Origin of the sequence: Shewanella septentrionalis (assembly GCF_025370265.1) — a bacterium.
GTDB classification, from domain to species: Bacteria; Pseudomonadota; Gammaproteobacteria; order Enterobacterales; family Shewanellaceae; genus Shewanella; species Shewanella hafniensis.
The window spans coordinates 1-20,441 of the sequence record NZ_JAMTCC010000036.1 but is presented as its reverse complement, the minus strand read 5'-3'; the positions used below and the strand labels follow the sequence as shown (position 1 = coordinate 20,441).

The following is a 20,441-nucleotide window of genomic DNA, read 5'->3' as shown; positions in this document are numbered from 1 at the left end:
GTAAACACTAAGCGTTACTTTTACCAAATTGCGTAACAAATAAAGGAAAATTTCATGTCACAACAAGAAACTCATGGTTTTCAAACAGAAGTCAAACAGCTGTTGCATTTGATGATCCATTCTTTGTATTCCAACAAAGAAATTTTCTTGCGTGAACTGGTCTCCAACGCTGCGGATGCAGCGGACAAGCTGCGTTATCTGGCGTTGACCAATGACGCTTTGTATGAAGGCGACGGTGAACTGCGAGTCCGTATCAGTGCTGATAAAGAAAAAGGCACTGTGACCATCGAAGACAACGGTGTGGGTATGACCCGTGACGGCGTGATTGAGCATTTAGGCACAATTGCTAAGTCGGGCACCGCTGATTTCTTTAAGAATCTATCGGGCGAATCTTCAAAGGATTCACAGTTAATCGGCCAGTTCGGTGTCGGTTTCTATTCAGCCTTTATCGTGGCCAAGAAAGTCACGGTTCGCACTCGCGCTGCCGGTCATAAGGCCGATGAAGCCGTATTGTGGGAATCAGAAGGCGAGGGTAACTTCACCGTTGATACCATCACTAAGGCGAGCCGCGGTACTGAAATCACCCTGCACCTGCGTGATGAAGAAAAAGAATTTGCCGATGATTGGCGCCTGCGCTCGATCATCACTAAATACTCAGATCATATCTCTGTGCCAGTCGAAATGTGGCAAGAGGGTACGCCAGAGCGTGATGGTCCAGATGGCGAAAAAATTCCTGCGACCGAAGGTCAATGGAAAGTCATGAACAAAGCGACTGCTTTGTGGATGCGCAGCAAAGCTGACATCAGTGACGAAGAGTATCAAGAATTTTACAAACACATTTCCCACGATTATACCGACGCGCTACTGTGGAGCCATAATCGGGTAGAAGGTAAGCAAGAATACACTAACCTATTGTATATTCCTGCAAAAGCACCTTGGGATATGTGGAACCGCGACCGTAAGCACGGCCTGAAACTGTTTGTGCAACGTGTGTTCATCATGGATGATGCTGAGCAGTTTATGCCATCTTATCTGCGCTTCGTGCAGGGCTTAATTGACTCAAACGATCTGCCGCTGAACGTATCCCGCGAAATTCTGCAGGATAACCACGTGACCAAAGCGATGCGTACGGGTATCACCAAACGTGTGCTTGGCATGCTGGAAAAACTGGCGAAAGACGATGCGGAAAAATATCAACAGTTCTGGGCTGAATTTGGCCAAGTGTTGAAAGAAGGGCCTGCGGAAGATTTCGCCAACCGCGAACGTATCGCAGGCTTATTACGTTTTGCCTCGACCCACACGGGCAGTGCTGCGCCGACTGTGTCACTCGATGACTACATCAGCCGCATGAAAGAAGGCCAAACTAAGATTTATTATATCGTTGCCGACAGCCATGAAGCCGCCGCTAACAGCCCACATTTAGAGTTGTTACGTAAGAAAGGCATTGAAGTCTTACTGATGTCAGAGCGTATCGACGAGTGGCTAATCAACCACTTAACTGAGTACAAAGAGAAACAACTGCACTCAGTGACCCGTGGTGACTTAGAACTTGGCGAGCTGGAAGATGCCTCTGAAAAAGAAGCGCAAGAAAAGCTTGAGCAAGAATCAGTAGCCTTGGTTGAACGCATTAAAGCGGCATTAGGCTCGACGGTTGCGGATGTGAAAGTCACGTCACGCTTAACCGACACCCCAGCCTGTGTAGTGGCGGGTGAAGGCGAAATGTCGACTCAAATGATCAAGCTGATGCAAGCTGCCGGTCAACCAGTGCCAGAAGTGAAGCCGACATTTGAGATCAACCCAGCGCACCCATTAGTATCGCGCTTAAATGATCTTCAAGATGAAGCCGCCTTCGCGGATTGGTCAAATCTGCTGCTGCAACAGGCGCAATTATCTGAAAAAGGTAGCCTTGCGGATCCATCGGCCTTTATCAAGCTGATGAACCAAATGTTACTGGCTAACATGAAGTAAATGACTATCGGGGCCTTCTTTGAACGGCCCCGATATTGTTTCTAGTGCAGGAAGAGTGGTTTAAGCCTAGAGCAGAGCACTCCACTTCCGTGTTGTATCAATTCAAAAGGTGGTCGACATTCTGACATTGATGCGCCTTGAATTGAAGCACCCTAGGCGCTCTGAAACTCGACTCTTCAAGTTGCTTGGGTATACAAGCTGTTAAGACAACGATTTTAAAATAGCGCGTTAACACTCAGTGCTTGCGCTTCGTTTTAAAAGAATAAGGCCTCCCATGATTGAGGCCTTAAACGTTAAGGGAATACTATGGACAATATCCTCAGCCTGACTAAAGACAATATTCAGCAAGTGGTTGATGCCTCGATGCAGCAGATCGTGGTGTTAGCATTTTGGGCACAGTCGCAGGAACAAAGTGTGGCTATGCTGCACACTTTAGAGCAAATTGCCGCGCAAAATGCGGGTCGATTCGTGCTCGCTAAAGTTGACTGTGAAGCAGAATTAGAAATTGCCAATTACTTTCGCATTCAAAGTCTACCGACCACGTTAGTATTGGATAAAGGTCAGCCTGTCGATGGTTTTGCTGGCCTGCAAGATGCGGCGCAAGTCACAGCCATGCTGGATAAACATTTACCGCCTATGTGGCAGTTACAGTTAGCACAGGCCAAAGCATTGCTCGCCCTTAGTCAAGTGAGCGCAGAGGATCTTGCCACTGCTGCCGTGTTGCTTAAAGACGCGCATGCAGGCTCAAATCAAGCGGGTGAGGTGAGTTTAGTGCTCGCCGATGTGTATCTGATGCAGGGCGAATTAGTGTTAGCGCAAGCCATGCTTGAGAAAGTCGGGCTTGCTGACCAAGATGGTTACTACCAGAGTTTAAAAGCTAAGCTCGCACTTGCCCTAGATGCAGCGGATACCCCTGAAATTCGCGATTTGCAGCAAAAGTTTGAGCAAAATCCAACAGATTTAGTGTTATTACTCGAGCTGAGTAAGGCATTGCATGCCGCCCACCGCGATGATGAAGCATTAAATCTGTTATTCGGTGTGCTCAGTAAAGATTTAGGTGCTGAAAATGGCACAGTAAAACAAGTGTTTATGGAAGTCTTAACGGCACTTGGCCAAGGTAATCCCATAGCCAATCAATACCGCCGTAAGCTCTATACCTTGCTCTATTAATGAAAAAAATGCCTAAGGAACGGCAGTTTATTTGCGGTTTCTGAGGCTAAAGTCGAAGCTAAAACCCTTCTCAATGGCGGCCAGATGTGCGAAGATCGCCGCCCTAAGAAGAATATCAATGCGAAAAGAGGACTCTTGAGATGCGCATTATCCTATTGGGCGCCCCAGGTGCCGGTAAAGGTACCCAGGCCCAGTTCATTATGGAACAGTATGGTATCCCACAAATTTCCACTGGTGATATGTTACGTGCCGCGGTAAAAGCGGGTACTCCACTGGGTTTGGAAGCGAAGAAAGTGATGGATGCTGGTCAACTGGTTTCTGATGATCTGATCATCGGTCTGGTTAAAGAGCGTATCGCACAGGAAGACTGTGTTAAAGGTTTCTTGTTAGACGGTTTCCCACGTACTATCCCACAAGCGGATGCGATGGCGGCAAACGGTATTAGCATTGATCACGTGATTGAAATCGATGTGCCAGACGAAGAAATAGTTAAGCGCATGAGTGGTCGCCGTGTTCACCCAGGTTCTGGCCGTGTTTACCATGTGGTTTTCAATCCACCTAAAGTGGAAGGTAAAGACGACGTAACTGGCGAAGATTTAGCTATTCGTCCAGATGACGAAGAAAGCACAGTGCGTAAACGCCTCGCGATTTACCACGAGCAAACTAAGCCGCTGGTTGAATACTACGGTAAAGTGGCTGCAGCTGGTCAAACTCAATACAACAAGTTTGACGGTACTCAATCGGTTGCGGCCGTGAGTGAGCAGCTTGCCAGCGTGTTGAAATAACCGAAAAAGCATAATTTACGAGAACGAGTTCTCATATTAGAAAAAAGCCTGCCGATGCAGGCTTTTTTTATGGGCATCTGAATGTTAGCCTCCAAGTGAACTTCATTAACCATGAGCCTAACGTTGAATCCTTCCCCTGCTTTTGGTGTGTTATTGGTTAACCTCGGCACGCCTGATGAACCTAGCCCTAAGGCCGTAAAACGATTTCTAAGGCAGTTTTTAAGTGATCCCCGTGTCGTCGATTTATCGCCGTGGATTTGGCAACCGCTGCTGAACGGCATTATCCTCAACACCCGTCCGGCGAAAGTAGCCAAACTCTACCAAAGCGTGTGGACGCCGGAAGGCTCGCCCTTGATGGTGATAAGTGCACGCCAAGCACAAAAGCTGGCGGTGGACTTAAGCGCCACGTTTAACCAGACCATCCCGGTTGAACTGGGCATGAGTTACGGCAATCCCTCCATCGATGCGGGATTTGAACACTTGAAAGCCCAAGGGGCAGAGCGCATTATTGTGCTGCCTTTGTATCCCCAATATTCCTGCTCGACGGTGGCAAGTGTGTTCGATGCCGTTGCCAGTTATCTTAAAACCGTGCGTGATATTCCGCAGGTTCGCTTTAATAAAGACTATTTTGATCATGATGCTTATATAGCGGCGCTGGCGCATTCAGTGACACGTCACTGGAAAACCCATGGGCAGGCCGACAAGTTACTCTTGTCATTTCACGGTATTCCACTGCGTTATGTGAAAGAGGGCGATCCATACCGCGAGCAGTGTTTTGTCACGGCGAAACTGTTAGCGCAAAAACTGGCGCTTAGCGAGTCGCAGTGGCAAGTGTGTTTCCAATCGCGCTTTGGCCGCGAAGAGTGGCTCACGCCCTACGCCGATCAATTATTGGCCGAGTTACCTGCGCAAGGGATCAAAAGTGTCGATGTGATTTGCCCAGCTTTTGCGACTGACTGCCTCGAAACCTTAGAAGAAATCTCCATTGGCGCTAAGGAAACCTTCTTACATGCGGGTGGAAGCGACTATCGGTTTATCCCTTGTTTGAACGACGATGAGTTACACATTGAATTATTACGGCAATTAATCCAAGAACAAGCGGTATCTTGGGTATAGGAGCACTGGCTTCGAACTGATTTTGTGATAGAATCTGCGCCCTTCCGGCTAAGGGGTGGTTTTTTTGTCTCGCTAGCCTAGACTCAATATTTTTAGGATGCTGCTTGGCTTGACCGCCTCGGCAGACGCCAATTAGCATGGATGCCAGGAAAAGAGAGCCACTATGAAGTTTCCCGGTCAGCGTAAATCAAAACATTATTTTCCGGTTAAAACCCGAGATCCGCTGCTTGAACAGCTGACTCAACAGCCTCAGCCGTTTGCGACCTATATCAGCGGTATTGATCAAACCTTAGTGGATATCGAAGCGAAAGTGGAAGACGAATTGCTGAGCCGTTATGGCTTGCCCAAAGGCAATTCTACCTTGATCAATGATGAACAGGCCCACAGACTCTACACTGAGTTAAAAATTCATGGTTTGATTAGCGATGAATTTGCTGGTGGCACTATTGGCAACACAGTGCATAATTATTCTATTCTGGCCGATGACCGTTCAGTGCTGTTTGGGGTAATGAGCCAGAATATCGAAGTGGGCAGTTACGCCTACCGCTATTTATGTAATACCTCTTCTAAAGTTGATCTTAACTTTCTACAACCTGTAGATGGCCCTATCGGTCGCTGTTTTACCCTTATTTCTGAGTGCGGCGAGCGAACATTTGCGATCAGCAAAGGCGCGATGGATAAACTCACACCTGAATTTATCGATAAAGATGTAATACAGGGCAGTTCAGCCTTAGTGTTGACCGCATACTTAATGCGCGCCAGCGATGGCGACCGTATTACCGATGCGGCCATGTGCGCTATCGAATATGCAAAAGCTGCCGAAGTGCCCGTGGTATTAACCTTAGGCACGCGTTTCTTGATTGAAGAAGACCCGCAATGGTGGCAAAACTTCATCAAAGAACATGTCACCATTTTGGCGATGAATGAAGATGAAGGTGAAGCCTTAACCGGTTCACGGGATCCTCTGCTTGCCAGTGAAAAAGCCTTGGAATGGTGTGACATGGTATTAACCACGGCGGGGCCTATCGGGCTTTATACTGCGGGTTATACCGAGGACTCAGAAAAACGCGAAACGACGCACACCTTGTTGCCGGGCGCGATCCCTGAATTTAATCGTTATGAATTTTCCCGTCCAAAGCTTAAAAGTGACTGTGAAACACCAATCAAAGTGTTTGCCCACATTTCACCTTATATGGGCGGTCCAGAAAAAATCGGTAACACTAATGGCGCTGGCGATGGCGCCTTATCGGCGTTATTGCACGATCTGGCGGCCAATACTTTCCACAAGACTAACGTGCCGGGTTCGAGTAAACATAAGCGCGATGGCCTGTGTTATTCCTCGTTTTCGCAAGTGTGTAAGTACGCTAACCGCGTTGCCTATGAAGTCTTAGCCCAGCATAGCCCGCGTTTATCCCGTGGTTTACCTGAGCGTGAAGACAGCTTAGAAGAATCCTACTGGGAAAGATAAGCCAGTACCTGTATTGGTATTAAGCTGACTGATTTACGCTAGGGCAATAACGGCAAACCGTTGTTGCCCTTATTTTTATGACGTTTATCAACAATCAATCTGCTAAGCGCTAATTTTAACTACAGGCAGTTGCGAATAAATGTTAACGTTAGTCGGGTTCAGGTCGTCCAAATACAGCGATTATTTAAGGTGGAATTTTCGGTGAAAGCGCAAATCTTAAGAGAAATGAAAGTACTCACGGCCATAGAGCCAGAGTTCGAAGTGCAACGTCGGGTCGCGTTTATTAAAACCAAACTAAAAGAAGCGCGTAGCAAGGCATTGGTATTAGGGATCAGCGGTGGGGTGGATTCTTCTACTGCTGGGCGTTTGTGTCAGTTAGCGGTGGACAGTCTAAACCAAGAAAATAGCCAAGGCGGTTACCAGTTTATCGCTGTGCGCTTACCCTATCAGATCCAAAAAGATGAGCATGAGGCGCAATTAGCCTGTCAGTTTATTCAACCTTCTAAATTGGTCACAGTGAATGTGCATCAAGGGGTTGATGGTGTGCACAGCGCTACCGTTGCTGCGTTAGCCGAAGCCGGATTGCCTTTACCCGATGTGGCGAAAGTGGATTTTGTGAAGGGTAACGTTAAAGCTCGTATGCGCATGATAGCGCAATACGAACTCGCCGGACTCGTGGGTGGGCTTGTGGTGGGGACAGATCACAGCGCCGAAAATATCACAGGTTTTTATACCAAGTGGGGCGATGGTGCCTGCGATTTAGCGCCGTTATTTGGTCTTAATAAGCGCCAAGTTCGTCAACTTGCCGCGTATCTTGGTGCGCCAGAGTCTTTAGTGCATAAAGCGCCGACTGCGGATCTAGAAGACAATAAACCGCTACTCGAAGATGAAGTCGCACTCGGGCTAACCTATGCGCAAATCGATGATTTCCTTGAGGGTAAAGATGTCGGTAAGGCTGTTGAAGATAAGTTGATTGGTATTTATAAGGCGACGCAGCATAAACGTCAGCCTATCCCAACCATCTACGAATAACGCTGAATCGTCCTCGAATAAGCACTCGTTTGAACTCAGTTCGCGAGTGCTTTTTTATGTCTTTTTTACCTAGTTGCTGAGCTAGTGGCAGCCTTTACAGCTGTTGGCGTCGCTGTAACGAGGAGACTGGCAGCGATTATTCATTAAAGCTGGCTATCCTGCAGGGGCATCTCACTGGGGGATGTTGCAGAGGAATGTTGCTGAGACCTGTGACAGTGGCATCTGGTCGCAACATTTAGCCACGGCATCTTGTTGTAGGGATTATGGCACGGCTAAGTGTTGGCGTGTTAGTGCGATCAGCTGATTTGGGTACTGGCGATAATCCAAATAGGGCGTGAGTAAACAATGCTGCCCCTGCGAAGATGGAAGCGTCATCGCGGTTATGGATTTGTTTTGGGCGGTTAAATGCTGCGCACGGATATCGCTTGCAGACATGGTGAGTCCTAAACACTTTGCAGCCACTTGCCCCGCGATGAGATGGATCTTCGCGTTTGCCATCAACTCAGTGCCGCCTATGCAGAGAAGTTCATTTTGCTTGAGTAACACTTGGTCACGATAGCCACGCCAATCCTCTCCGACCGCGCTGATTTTTGCCATAATAGTGAAGATCTTACGCCAATGATTGCCATTTAACGCTATGAGAGTAGCTACAGCGTCTGGCTGAGTGTAATGCCAATTGTCAGGTATCAGCGGCGCAGTAGGAAGATAGTAGGCGAAGCTAGCGTGTGGATTACCGATTATCATCGAGAGCGTATAAGTTTCGTTGGAATAAGACTGCTTTGGATCCTAACCCGATTAAGGCCTATGCGGCTAATAAAATTGCGCGGTGGCTATCTTGCGAGTGACTGAATTTAGGAGACAACTATTTAGTTGCTTAAGCTGAGGTGACAAAATTACGCAGCTTATGGCAGTGGATATTATTGTGGTAAAAAGTTTGAAGGATGTTTTTTTCTAACCGTATAATTGGCTTGCTCATTTTATCTTATTGTTATGTAGGAACAGCCATGAAGGCCATCATCATAGGTTCGACAAAACACCTATTCTTAGCCGCAGTGTATGCGAGTATTGGCATAGCGTTGGCGTTACTCGCAACGGGGATTTATTTTCTCAATGCGCGTCCAGAATTGTCGCTTTGGCATACGGTCGAGTTAGAAAATGAGTTCCATTACAATACTAAACTCGCTAATTTTAATGAGTACTTAGCGCTAGAAGAGCGCTTATTCGCCGAAGTTGAGCGCAAAGTCGTCCAAAAAATTCCTGCCAATGAATTTTCTCCCGTGAACCGCTATGTCAAAAATAGCTTATCCGATCCTGCACATTGGCCCCAAAATTGGAATCGCAGTTATGAATGGCCCAAAGCCGATGCCGAGTTTGGGGTATTGCTGCTCCATGGCATGTCAGACTCGCCCTATGCCTTATCCAATGTGGCAGCGCATTTTAAAGGTAAAGCCCATGTGCTGGGTTTAAGACTACCAGGACATGGCACCATTCCGAGTGGCTTGACTGAGGTTTATTGGCAAGATCTCGCCGCCGCAGTGAACTTAGCCACAGCGCATATGCGGCAATCTCTGAAGGGTAAACCGCTATTTGTTGTAGGCTTTTCGACCGGTGCCGCCGTAGCGCTTAACCATGAGTTAGAACGTATTAGCCAAGATAAAAAACCAGATTATGCTGGGATGATTTTTATCTCTCCCGCCATAGGGCTAGCGCCATTAGCGGCGGCCGCGCGCTGGCAGAGTTGGATAGGCCGATTGCTAGAACTGGATAAACTGCAGTGGAACAGCATTCAAGTGGAGTACGATCCGTTTAAATACACTTCTTTTGCGGTCAATGCGGGGGATGTGGTGTATCAATTAGCGCTACGTAACCAAGGTTTATTGGCTGGATTAACTTTGCCGCAAAGGGCACAAGTTCCGTCGATACTCACTTTTCAATCGGTAGTGGATGCAACCGTTTCAACCTCGGCTGTGGTGAATCATCTTTATCAGACATTGCCTCAAAATGGCCACGAACTCGTGCTGTTCGACATGAACCGACTCGATGTGAATGCCAAAATGGTATCCAATGATCCGCTGGCGGGCTTGTTGGCGAGTATCAATAGTCCTGCGCTGCATTATCGCGGCACTGTGGTGGAAAATATCAGTCATGAAACCACGCAAGCTCAAGCGCGCAGCTTTGGTTTAGCTGCGCAGGGTAAAGTGGTCACAGAAGGCAATGAACAAGTGCGAGCATTAGATCTGTATTGGCCCGCTGGCGTGTATTCCTTGTCCCATGTTGCGCTACCCTTTGGTGTGGATGATGGCCTCTATGGCGCGATCATTCAGCCTGATTCACATCGGATCCAAATCGGTGCGACGGCTTCACGGGGAGAGCGCGGTTTGTATAGTGTGTCGGCATCGGAAATGTTGCGCCAGAAATGGAATCCCTTCTTCCCGTATCTACTTGAGCGCATAGATGAGTATCGACTCGCCCATATGCACTAGGATTTTGTGATTGATTAACCGCTCAGGTGTCATAACGCCTGAGCTTTCATTGATGATCACGCTATGTAAATGTGCGCTCAGAATCAAGCAGGGCCGTGCAACTTAGCCCGCTAGCATTCAGTACAATCCTGCGCAATCAAATAGTGATTGAACGCCACTCAGTTAATCTGACCTAAACTAAACCTTCTATCTTTGAACGACAATCTCTTCAACAGCTTTATCTTAAACAAGCGCCAGTTAAACAATTAGGCTGCAAACAACCCGATCACGTCCCTGTTCCTTTGCCAGATACAAGTTATTGTCGGCCTGTTTAAGCCAGTACTCTAAGGAGTCGCTATAGGTGGCATTGGCAATCACAGCGCCGATACTCGCCGTGACATTAAAGCTTCGATGATCCTGCGGATTGATGATCACAGTGCCTGCGAGTTGCCGTTTAAACTCATTGAGGTGTGCTTCGACTTTCAAGGCATTACACATAGGTAAAATCAGCAAAAATTCTTCGCCGCCGTAGCGGGAGATCAAATCAATATCTCGCTTGAAGAGCGAGGTTAAGAGTTCAGCAACCACTTTTAAACACTCGTCGCCGCCCAAATGGCCATAAGTATCATTGATTTGCTTAAAATGGTCTAAATCCAATATGGCAAGCGTCATGGCATCTTGACCCCGTTCGCACATCTGTTGGATAAGTGGAAATTGATGCTCGGTATAGCGGCGATTATAGAGATTCGTCAGCGGATCGCGCTCGGCTAAATCCTTCAATTTCACATTAGCGGCCTCTAAATCTTGGGTGCGCTGCTGTACTTTTTGTTCAAGTTCTTGTTGGTGTTCGAGTAAGGTTTGCTGGTTTGAGGCCAAACTTTCATACAAGCTATAGATTTCTTTAGGGGTGCTTTTATCGAGTAGATCATGCTTAAATTGCTCGTCGCTGGCTTTTTCTTGCTTAGCGGGACCGAAATGCTGCGCTAAAAGCGACAGAGGTTCGGTCAGTAACTTACTGATGGCTTTAGTAATAAAAAAGGCACCGACTAAGGAGCAAAACAATAAAATCACCGTGTTGATATATTGGCGCTCAGCCAGTTTTAGAAGCGGCACAAAAGGTTCTAAAACATAGAGTTGCCACCCATTGTTTAACTTATGCTGGGCATAGATGTACTCAGGAGTATTTGAATCTAGGTTATGCAGGTTCATCAGTTGAAGCCGGGCGCGATATATCTCGCTGCCTTTGCTGAATGACAAGGGGGTGAACGGTGCGAGTCCTAACCCTTCGGAGGCATAAATCAGATTATTGTTCTCATCTGTCAGTAAAATAGATTGCTGCTCATGGTGCAGGTTTTGTTTATCTATGCTGGAAAAATAGCGTAAATCTAAGCTGCCTTCGACTATCCCTCTGGCTTGATTGGGAGCATGTGGACTAAAAATGGGGGCACTGATGGCAACGATCACGTCATTACCAAAACCTCTACCGATAAATGCGGGTGATACAAAGGTTTTATGGTTATAAAACGCTTGGATAAAGTATTCCCTATCCATCACAGAAGGGATTTCTGCTAGGCGATCTAAGTTCACAATATTGGCCATTGGACTGGCAGCGAGCAAATTGCCTTGTTCATTCGCAATCAGCATAGTTTTAAAGCCTTGATTGCTATCGTGTATGCTCGATAGCAATGCCTGCCACTCATTGATGCCAGCGTTCGACAGACTCAAAAACTTGGCCGTGCTAGCGATGACTTGCGTGTTGTAAGCGAGGTAGTTGTCGGTTGCATGGCTCAAATGAGTTGCCGTATCGTCCAGATTGCGATTAATCATCACTTGTTGTTTATCAATGAAAAAGTGATTAAAGGCTAAGGATGAAACTAATAAACTTACAGTAATAATTAAGGTAAACAAATAACTGAGCTGCGAGCTAAAAGTACGGCGATTAAGATTGGTCAGCTTGCCTTTAAAATGCCATAGGCTTGGAATAGCAACCACACAGAGTTCACCAATTGCAGCGTAAATCATGCCATTAACGGCTTGTTTGATCGCGGTAAAAGGAATGTGGCTGGCGGGCATTTTAGCAATGACTGCCACATAAATGGCTAACAGCGGGATCCCCAATAATACCCAATAACTCACACTGGCATAGAGTATTTGAATATCTCGGCGCCTTGCAAAACCAAGCCATAATGCTTCGAGTAAAAACAGTAAATACACGTGGGGCTCGACCACACGATCATGAGCCCCGTTGCGGTAAATAGGGCGGTGATCAACGCATACCAAGGTCCTAAGAGTATTGCCACTATCACCACGGCCACGTTGCCGAGAATCAATTGCACATTAGCGAATAGAGGGATGGGAAAAAGATTCAGAACTAAGCCGAATACCCCCAGAATAATGGCCAGTCTGAGATGGGTGGTTTGGAAGGCGGGTAAATACAAAGAAAAGTCCCTTTAGAAAATGGCTTGTGTTAACTGTCTGTGATTATGGCACAAATAAACCCAACGCCTCTATCCCAGTCATTCAATTACCTCCCCAAACAAAGCTATAACGTAAATAGATTGTTGAAGCTGATGATAGAAATGGATTGTCGAAACAAATAGTGCCACTAGATGATTTCGCTGAAGATAGGTCAATTCTCGTCAGCCGCAGGCTGACGAATGCTATAACCAATGGATGGGGCCATTTCAGAACCGTTATCGATGAAAATTGTGTCATTCAGAACATAAACTAAGCAGTTGTTCAAAGAGATCTCATGAAGCCCTTGCGCAGTTGCAAGGCAATTGCTACAGTTCTGGCTCGCTTAAGATAAACCCCATAAACAGTATCTTAAGTGCTGAGTGATTGAAGAAATTAGCTTGAAATAGCCACTAAGTTATAACGGACTAAATCAACGCTGATAATACAATTCACTTAAAAAATTTCGGTATGTAGCGCAGCCCGGTAGCGCACTGTCATGGGGTGTCAGGGGTCGGAGGTTCGAATCCTCTCATACCGACCAAATTAAAAATAAAAAAGCCTGTAAACTTAATAGTTTGCAGGCTTTTTTATTTTAATCCGATTTTAATATTCATTTTTAAGCGGTCAAACTATGGTCGAACTCAGGTCAAACAGGCTTTCAATAACCGAGGCCATTCAGGCCCGTTTGCCTTAGTTTTTCTAGGCTAATTTGCCATGTTAATCTCTGCATGTGGCACCTCAGTCCATTCCAAATGATCACGAACATAGACCTTGGTAGACTTCGCATCGGTATGCGCCATGCGGCCTTGAGGATCAATCCCCATATCCGAAAACAATCTTGCAGATAGGGCGCGGATTTCATGAAAAGTTGGCCGCTGATTAACTTCAAGGTGACTAAATAATCCAATGTCATCCCTTACCGTAGAAAATGCTCTGCTAAGGTAGTTTGGATCAAGCTGATAACGATGGTTTGTTTCAGCACTTTGCCTAGTATTTCGCTCAGGAACCCGATGAACAACATACGGGCATAAAATCCCATCACGGCTTCTATCTATAATCCCTTTAATCTCCTGACCAATAGGGATAGCGACATGGCTAGCTTCCTTTTCCTCAACTTTTTGCCTATGGATAAACAGCGTTCCATAAATCCCATCAACCGGAGTCTCAAACCAAATACATCCGCATTGCCCATCCTTAGGCTTTTTAATACTGTACTTAATTCGAGAAATTTCTAACCTTGCCTGTGATGCTTGAAGCGCTAACTCCATTGCTGTTTGTAACCAAAGTGGCGCCACAGCGTGGATAAGTTTGAAAGCATCCAAACTTAAGCGTTGGCGTTCTTTGCCTTTGGTTTTTCGCTTTTTCATCTTTTTGGCGGCAGGGTTATCAACCATCAGCGATTGATCAATGGCGTAATTAATCAACTTTTCAATGAAACCCAGCTTGCGATTATGCACATTCGCACTCGCGTTAGGATGGTACTGGTTAAGAAATCCATTAATATGCTCAAGGCCAATATCCTGGCTTGGTATAGCCTTGAAGTACTCCTTCACTCTCGACGCATCGTTTAGCATAGTGCTAGCGAATTGCTTACTGGGTGACTCCTCTTTGAAAATGATCTCCATCAAACGGTCAACATGATCAGCAAAAGGAAGTTGCTGCTCAGATTCAATACCGCCTGAAGCCTTTATCAGATCATCTACAATCAACCCAGAACTTGGGCGCATGATCCGGTTATATTCATTTGCTATCTGTATTACTTGGATTTTATCTTTACCCAGTGATTTCCTAATACCGTTAATCAGGGTAAAGCGGTAAACGCCAGAGTCGATTTCATATCTTAGATATGAAGGAAGATTCTTATTTACCGGCTTTTTTGGGCGCACCATGATACTTACACCGATTCCGCGACCAGATGCATAACCGCATTACTGACAACCTGCGGAACGCCAAAATACTGATCCTCATACACATAGACAGTGCCACTAATGACGGCACCACGAATTTTACCTTTTAATATCCACGTAGAAATGGTTCTATTTTGCGGCATTGATCCTTTAGTGAACTCGCGGCTAGCCCATTCGCGTGCCTTCATTAACTTTGCTGTGTTTTTCATAATAGCCTCTCTTATTTGCTATGACGTTTGTATGTTTACTTGGCCTTAGGCAATTCCATCGCAGGAAAATAAATGCCTTCAGCGTTGATTTTTGTGGTGCAATTACCTTCTAACTCCTCTCTTTGCTGTCAGGTCATTTACCTTCCGTTGCCGCTTCCTTATCTTTCGGTGCGAAGAACAGCGCAACGGGGCCATCTTCGGTGTCGTGAATACTCAGCAAGAATGAGCCGGCCTTGTCGCAAACGGGTTGCCAATCGCTGATATCGTTGTCGCCCTCGTCAAAGTAGCGCTCGATCTGATTTTCAGAGGCATCGAGTTCAAACCAAATCGCTACAAACTCGCCGCCTTGGCGTGCTGCTAATGCTTCACACTCTGCGCGGGTCACACCTTCATCCCACTCGGGCAAATCGGGATGGGTCCAATAACCTTCTACACGTTCAACTGTTGCTGCTTGTATCGACTTCATGCTGCTTCTCCTTTTATCCTGAGTTTTGATTCTGCGTTGAGTGCGAATACTTCGGCGTCGGCTTGGCCGAAGTCGCTGCACTTGATGGCGTTAAAAGACTTACAAATGCCCCAACCGTGGTAATTGTTGGGGGTGTACTTCACTTCGATTTGTTGCTGATCGCACATCAAGGTGAAATAGGGTTTAGATAGCGTGACCACGCCCGCTTTGGTACTGAACGTATTCATGCCGCCTCCTTGTTTTGGTTGCCGCTTGTTTGGCTGACTGGCGGGTGGCAGGGCAGACGCATTGGGTGATATCGGTACTAATACACTATGGTGCGGCTAATGCCCTTGGCGAGGTTGGTTAAGCCGTTGCCCAATGCTTGCCAGTACAGGCAATCTAGCGCGCCCAGTGCCAGCGCGATTTTGATGCTGTCGCCCGTTGTGGCCTTGAGTAACAGGCTTACCTTATGGCTGCGGTAATGATTTAGCAGATGGCGAAACGCCGCTGATTGAGTCATTTAGGCCACCTGCTTTGGTTGCAAAGGGCCTGATTGCAAATGAGTTAATTGCAGCTTGGCCCAGTCGATGGCTTTAATGGCCTCGACCGTGGCGGCGATTCGCTCTAGCTTCTTTTGCCCGCGCATAAAGTTCGACAGTTCAATACCGTGGCGAGCCGCCGCACGTTCGGCGGGTAGGGCGCTGGTGTAATGCAGCGTTAACGCAGCAATTACCTCGGGCGAACTAATGTGGGTGAGCGATAGCAATAACGCAACGCGCTCTTGTGATTCAAAGCCTGGGAGTAAGTGGTTCATGCTGCACCGCCTGTGGTACTGATCACCCTGAACTCGATAACCCACACCCACGGGTTAGCATCAAGGTTGTGATAGATTTGCTCCCAAGTGTGCAGGAATGCCGCCCGTGGCTTCTCATACCAGCCCGTCGATTTCGCCGCGGCAGAGCATGAATGATCAAACCCCTCTTTTATGGCATCGTCTTCTGAGATCTCATTTGACAGTTATTTAATCAAACCCATGTTGGCGCAGGGATATTCTGCCAATTACATCAAGGCCGCGGTGAAAGTGTTAAAGCGGGCGTTATCGGTTGCGGCCGATTTACGGGTGTTAGACACCAATAGCTTGGCGGGGTATCGGGTGCAAATGAGTTTGAAGATGCCGCCTTTGGTGGGCACGCAATTAAGCGAGTCGGACGTGGGCCCGTTATTCAGCGCATTGCGAAATGCAGCAAGACCGGTGGCGATGTTGTTTGTGCTAATGCTGATGTTCGGTACCCGCATAGGTGAAACCCGTTTAGCCAGATGGGACCACTTTGCTGGTGATTATTGGGTTATTCCCGCCGAGAATGCCAAGAACCGCCAAGAGCACCGCTTACCCATGACGCCGACGGCCAAGAAGCTCATTACCCATTACGCCCAGTGGCAATACACCCATGTGGGCAAGCGGGCGTTTTTGTTCCCAGGTGAAGTAGGGCCGGTGAGCATTCGTACTGCGCAGTATTGGAGTGAAACCATTCGGTTTAAGGCGTTTACCTCCCATGCATTAAGAAAACTGTGCCGCACCATTATTGCCGACATGGGCGTAGATACCATGGTGGGTGAGCGGATTTTGAATCACACCTTGCCATTGCTGCTACGTACTTACGTCAACAGCACCTTAGATAAGGGCATGCTGATGGCGTTGGATGCCTACCATGCGCACTTAATCACGCTGGGATTTGATGATGTGGCGCCCGAGATTATGCGCCAATCGACCACTGAGCCGAGTGAGCCGGACGAGCCAATGTTAGTGGGGTGGTTATGACGATGACAATTAGAACAACTAGGTTATGGACTTCACGCAGGAGGATTTATGGCTAATCGCGCCGCGGATGTATTGAAAATAGGGCGCCGTTTACGGGGCATGACCCAAGACGAAGTGGCTGAGATTTACGGCATTAGCCGCAACACTTACCAACGTTGGGAAAATGGCCGTACTACTGCGCCCTATGACGATGTGACATCGATATGCCTTGATGTGTTTAAGCTTTCGATTGAGAAGATAAATGAGGTGGCCAATGGGCTTTAGTGATGAACCCGAGCAGAGGATGAACATTAAGGCGTTGCGGTTAGGGTTATATCGCTGGGGCCGTTATTGGGTGTACCAAGAATTGGGCAAGGGGTTTGCGAACCGCAGCGCCTGCGACCGTTTAGGTGAAGCCTTGGGCGGCGGCAACTTAAAGCACGAACTCAACGTGCCTGCCCACGTCGCCCATTTTGACCACCTCGTTGAGCAGTTATCCATAAACTGCAAACGTGCCATCCGCGCCCATTACCTGTGCAAAGAGCAGTGGGCCTTAATGGGATTTGACAGTAAAAAATCTTACATCTTCTGGCTAAGAAAAGCCGAAATGGCACTGCTAGATAGGATGAATTAGAAAGAACGCCCTCTTGCGAGGGCTGGCGGGTTAGACGGTTGTCCACCAAGACTGCTAACCCGTTGTCCGGATTTTATCAAAGGTTCGGACAGATACCTATGCAAAATAATTTGCGATTAAATGATGATGAAAATACGAGATCAATAAAGTTGATATGGGCGCGCTATATTTCATTTCAATCAAGCGTTTAAGTTTTAGGTACTTGGAAATATTAGTTTTGGCCTAATTTCATGACACAAGATGCAAATACGAGTTCTATTTTACTGCGGAGCAAGAGGGGTTTAATTTATTTTATCAAGAGGTTATTCGATACAGTTTTAAATAAGAGGATGTAAAAACGCGTATATTCGGTTTGTTGTTTGTTAGGCGTGTATTGAGTAGAGAGCTGATTTTTATAAAGTAATACTGTTAGTTAATCGTACGCATTGTGTAGATCTTATGGGCTAAATACTCATACGCTTCTTGCCCCCATTCTTTGCAGTTATCAGGCAAGTATGACAGCTTAAATGATGCGTAATATCAGTCTAAAGTTAGGGCGTCACTCACTTTACTTCCCAATTTTCGTAGCTATATTTAGCTTGCTAGGAGCAAGCAATACCCAAAGGAATGGATAGACATTGAAGTCTAATACCTATCTTCTCTTCGGATCCAAGCGCCCGTAACCCTTTATAATGAATTAACTTTTTATTCACCAATACGTATGGTGAACGTTTTTTCATGTATGAAGAGTTGATACTATTTCACTACTTATATGGATATTATCATGTCTTCAGGTACAGCTATATTAGAAAGAAGCGAAGCTACGTCAGTTAATCAAGCAATGGATACGCTAACTGCACAGTGGTACAACGCTGTTGTCACAGGTTTAGGTTTATCGCCAGATCAATTTCAACTTTACCAGGGACCAAATTCAGCAATGAATACCTCTCAGGATATGTGGAATTTGTTCAACGCAGTGCCACCTGCATCGATTAACAATTACTATAATCCAAGCCAAGTGAATAACTTTGCCTCTGATTATGGGTTGATTTTGAGTGCTCTGGTGCCAAGTTCAAACTCGAGCTTCCAAAATTGTATGGGTGACTATTACAGTAAATGGACCAGCTATTTTAGTGATCACGATCCTAAAACTTGGGATGCTCAAGGGGTTTCCGATTTGTTTAGCTCATGGGCAATGAGAAATGCTCCTGGTCAAGCTGGTTGTGTAACAGGATTGACAAACATCTATATCAATCCAATTAATATTGCTGTTAATAAGTTTGCCTCGGCCAAAGAGCAATATGCTTGGAATAAAACTGTTGATGCAATGAAGTCTGCATTAGCTGGGGGGGCAAGCAAATCTTTCAGTATGGACAGCCAAACCGCAAGTAGTGACGTTGAGCATACTTGGGCAAATGGTCGTACGTCATTTTTCTTTGATATCTTTTCGTTTGGTGGCGGTGGCGGTTATGACCAACTTACCACCAAAACGAGCAGTGCTGGCTTAAAAATAGATGCTCAGTTTGACAAAGTGACCACCTTTACTGCTGGACCGCTGGCAGCCAATGATCCAAACAACCCTGTGTTATCAGATTACTCGGCATGGTATGAAAGTGCTGCTTTAGCGAAAGCCTATACGACTAAAGATAATACCGTTTGGGACAAACAAAGTTCGACTACTTGGGACAAAGCCTTTGGTAGCAATGGTTTTTTACTGCGCACGACATCGTCTATTGTGGTCGCTGATGGCATTACTATTAAGATGATCTCAAATGCCTCTTATAGCTCTAGCGAACGCACTGAAATTCTGGCGGCAGCGAAAGCAGGAATTTGGCCATTTTTCAGCGCTTCAGGTGGTGGCGGTAGCACCACTGATATTAAGTTTAATGATGATGGTAGCTTTACTGCTACAACTACAATTGCCTTGGGGAATCCTCAGATTTTAGGGATTTTACAATCACCAATCGCAAATAGTTTCTCTTAAAATTAGCAACAATAAGTAAAGGCTTCGCTTTTAAAGCGAAGCCTTTTTAATTAGCGCTGAATCAGGAGGCTGGGCTGGTGAGAAAGTTGCTAATGCGGTTGTTAATGTGTTTTTTGATTAGCTTTCCTTGTGTTTCATCTTCCGATAGTACCTTAGTGTCGAGTGATATTGCTCAATTTGCTATTAACTTTTGGCATCAACAATTATCTCAATATATTGATGTTAATGCTGATCAGGTAAAGCTTGCACAAGGTAATATGGCGCTTGGTAGTAATTCTAATCAATTGTGGAATATTTATAATGCCGACTCGAGTAGTACTGCTGGTATTTACTACGATCCGAGTCAGTTCAATAATTTTGCTTCCGACTATGGCATGATACTCTATCACTTACCTGTAGTGCCTGTACCAAATCCAGATTGCAATATCAATCAGGCAATCATAGACTTTAAAACAGCTAACGGTCAGTATCCTTGGAATAAAACCATTAATGATATCAATGCCGCATTGAATAATAGTAATGCCATGTCTTTAAATGCCAGTAAGACAATGCCAAATTTAAGTAATTCATCATCCCCTTATGTGATTACACTTAAAGCCAGTTATCAACGTTTTGTAACTTATTATGCTCAACCCTATTATCAACAACGTCCTGAATTAACTGGCTATTATCCTTGGTACTATCAATGTGCATTGTTTACAGCATATAACGATAAGACAAGCCCCTATTGGCAATCAACCTTTGGTGAAAAAGGCTATATGCAACAGGTCACCGTTGCACTGGTAGTAGTTGAAAATGGATCTTATTGTTTAACGATTACCTTTGATAATAAACCGTCTGAGAATTGTAGCTATAGCACGAGCCCCAGCATTATTGCCGTGGTGACCTCCCCAATTAATGAGTTATCAGGTTTATGGCATTAGAGAATATCCCTGCTTATTAATTTTAATCACCATTTACGGATTGTTAACGCCAGTGAAACTAGGTTTTTTATGAAGGTGTAAGCATCTTGCGTTGTAGTGGC

At 46.0% G+C, this 20,441-nt stretch carries 17 protein-coding genes, 1 tRNA gene and 3 pseudogenes; 13 read left to right on the top strand and 8 right to left on the bottom strand.

Going from position 1 to position 20,441, the window contains the following annotated elements; genetic code table 11:
* Window positions 1-54 precede the first annotated feature (54 nt).
* The 6 genes from htpG (at window position 55) to nadE (ending at window position 7,539) form a co-directional block, all read left to right on the top strand.
* Window positions 55-1,968, top strand: a complete 1,914-nt coding sequence (htpG, locus tag NE536_RS17975) for a molecular chaperone HtpG (protein WP_107947962.1) — start codon at window positions 55-57, stop codon at window positions 1,966-1,968.
* 306 nt (window positions 1,969-2,274) lie between these two features.
* Entirely contained in the window at window positions 2,275-3,138 is an 864-nt protein-coding gene (locus NE536_RS17970) for a co-chaperone YbbN (RefSeq protein WP_261273536.1), read from the top strand.
* Between the two features lie 140 nt (window positions 3,139-3,278).
* Window positions 3,279-3,923 (top strand): adenylate kinase, encoded by a 645-nt coding sequence (gene adk, locus NE536_RS17965; RefSeq protein WP_006082054.1) that lies wholly within the window; start codon window positions 3,279-3,281, stop codon window positions 3,921-3,923.
* Window positions 3,924-4,034: 111 nt separating this feature from the next.
* Window positions 4,035-5,039, top strand: a complete 1,005-nt coding sequence (gene hemH / locus NE536_RS17960; protein WP_261273535.1) for a ferrochelatase — start codon at window positions 4,035-4,037, stop codon at window positions 5,037-5,039.
* A gap of 163 nt (window positions 5,040-5,202) precedes the next feature.
* Window positions 5,203-6,507, top strand: coding sequence for an inosine/guanosine kinase (locus tag NE536_RS17955; RefSeq protein WP_261273534.1), 1,305 nt, complete (start codon window positions 5,203-5,205; stop codon window positions 6,505-6,507).
* Window positions 6,508-6,708: 201 nt separating this feature from the next.
* Entirely contained in the window at window positions 6,709-7,539 is an 831-nt protein-coding gene (gene nadE / locus NE536_RS17950) for an ammonia-dependent NAD(+) synthetase (protein WP_261273533.1), read from the top strand.
* A 261-nt stretch (window positions 7,540-7,800) separates the two neighbouring features.
* Here nadE and NE536_RS17945 read toward each other — a convergent pair whose 3' ends face one another.
* The gene (locus tag NE536_RS17945) at window positions 7,801-8,283 is read right to left on the bottom strand and encodes a DUF6942 family protein (RefSeq protein WP_259212572.1); all 483 of its coding nucleotides are present in this window, start codon (window positions 8,281-8,283) and stop codon (window positions 7,801-7,803) included.
* Between the two features lie 260 nt (window positions 8,284-8,543).
* On the opposite strand from NE536_RS17945, the gene NE536_RS17940 reads away from it, so the two are divergent.
* Window positions 8,544-10,022: an alpha/beta hydrolase gene (locus tag NE536_RS17940; RefSeq protein ID WP_261273532.1), complete on the top strand. Its 1,479-nt coding sequence runs from the start codon at window positions 8,544-8,546 to the stop codon at window positions 10,020-10,022.
* A 237-nt stretch (window positions 10,023-10,259) separates the two neighbouring features.
* On the opposite strand, the pseudogene NE536_RS17935 reads toward NE536_RS17940, so the two are convergent.
* Window positions 10,260-12,439: pseudogene (locus NE536_RS17935) on the bottom strand (sensor domain-containing diguanylate cyclase).
* Window positions 12,440-12,922: 483 nt separating this feature from the next.
* On the opposite strand from NE536_RS17935, the gene NE536_RS17930 reads away from it, so the two are divergent.
* A tRNA-Pro gene (locus NE536_RS17930) sits at window positions 12,923-12,999 on the top strand.
* A 163-nt stretch (window positions 13,000-13,162) separates the two neighbouring features.
* On the opposite strand, the gene NE536_RS17925 is transcribed toward NE536_RS17930, so the two are convergent.
* The 6 genes and pseudogenes from NE536_RS17925 to NE536_RS17900 form a co-directional block, all read right to left on the bottom strand.
* Entirely contained in the window at window positions 13,163-14,347 is a 1,185-nt protein-coding gene (locus NE536_RS17925; protein ID WP_261273531.1) for a site-specific integrase, read from the bottom strand.
* Window positions 14,348-14,352: 5 nt separating this feature from the next.
* Window positions 14,353-14,574: a hypothetical protein gene (locus tag NE536_RS17920; protein ID WP_012089465.1), complete on the bottom strand. Its 222-nt coding sequence runs from the start codon at window positions 14,572-14,574 to the stop codon at window positions 14,353-14,355.
* 133 nt (window positions 14,575-14,707) lie between these two features.
* Window positions 14,708-15,040: a hypothetical protein gene (locus NE536_RS17915; protein WP_261273530.1), complete on the bottom strand. Its 333-nt coding sequence runs from the start codon at window positions 15,038-15,040 to the stop codon at window positions 14,708-14,710.
* Complete coding sequence (locus NE536_RS17910; protein WP_261273529.1) at window positions 15,037-15,267, bottom strand: hypothetical protein; 231 nt, start codon at window positions 15,265-15,267, stop codon at window positions 15,037-15,039. Before NE536_RS17910 ends, NE536_RS17915 begins: the two co-directional genes overlap by 4 nt.
* A pseudogene (locus NE536_RS17905) lies at window positions 15,264-15,542 on the bottom strand (hypothetical protein). Before NE536_RS17905 ends, NE536_RS17910 begins: the two are co-directional and overlap by 4 nt.
* A complete protein-coding gene (locus NE536_RS17900; protein ID WP_261273528.1) occupies window positions 15,543-15,836 on the bottom strand; it encodes a hypothetical protein in 294 nt (97 codons plus the stop codon).
* 189 nt (window positions 15,837-16,025) lie between these two features.
* Here NE536_RS17900 and NE536_RS17895 point away from each other — a divergent pair.
* From NE536_RS17895 to NE536_RS17875, 5 genes and pseudogenes are all read left to right on the top strand, one after another.
* A pseudogene (locus tag NE536_RS17895) lies at window positions 16,026-16,841 on the top strand (tyrosine-type recombinase/integrase); the annotation flags it as partial.
* 48 nt (window positions 16,842-16,889) lie between these two features.
* A complete protein-coding gene (locus NE536_RS17890) occupies window positions 16,890-17,105 on the top strand; it encodes a helix-turn-helix transcriptional regulator (RefSeq protein WP_220592831.1) in 216 nt (71 codons plus the stop codon).
* The gene (locus NE536_RS17885) at window positions 17,095-17,454 is read left to right on the top strand and encodes a hypothetical protein (RefSeq protein ID WP_261273527.1); all 360 of its coding nucleotides are present in this window, start codon (window positions 17,095-17,097) and stop codon (window positions 17,452-17,454) included. Before NE536_RS17890 ends, NE536_RS17885 begins: the two co-directional genes overlap by 11 nt.
* A gap of 763 nt (window positions 17,455-18,217) precedes the next feature.
* Window positions 18,218-19,417, top strand: coding sequence for a hypothetical protein (locus tag NE536_RS17880; protein ID WP_261273526.1), 1,200 nt, complete (start codon window positions 18,218-18,220; stop codon window positions 19,415-19,417).
* A 77-nt stretch (window positions 19,418-19,494) separates the two neighbouring features.
* Window positions 19,495-20,340, top strand: a complete 846-nt coding sequence (locus NE536_RS17875; protein WP_261273525.1) for a hypothetical protein — start codon at window positions 19,495-19,497, stop codon at window positions 20,338-20,340.
* The last annotated feature ends 101 nt before the right edge of the window (window positions 20,341-20,441 follow it).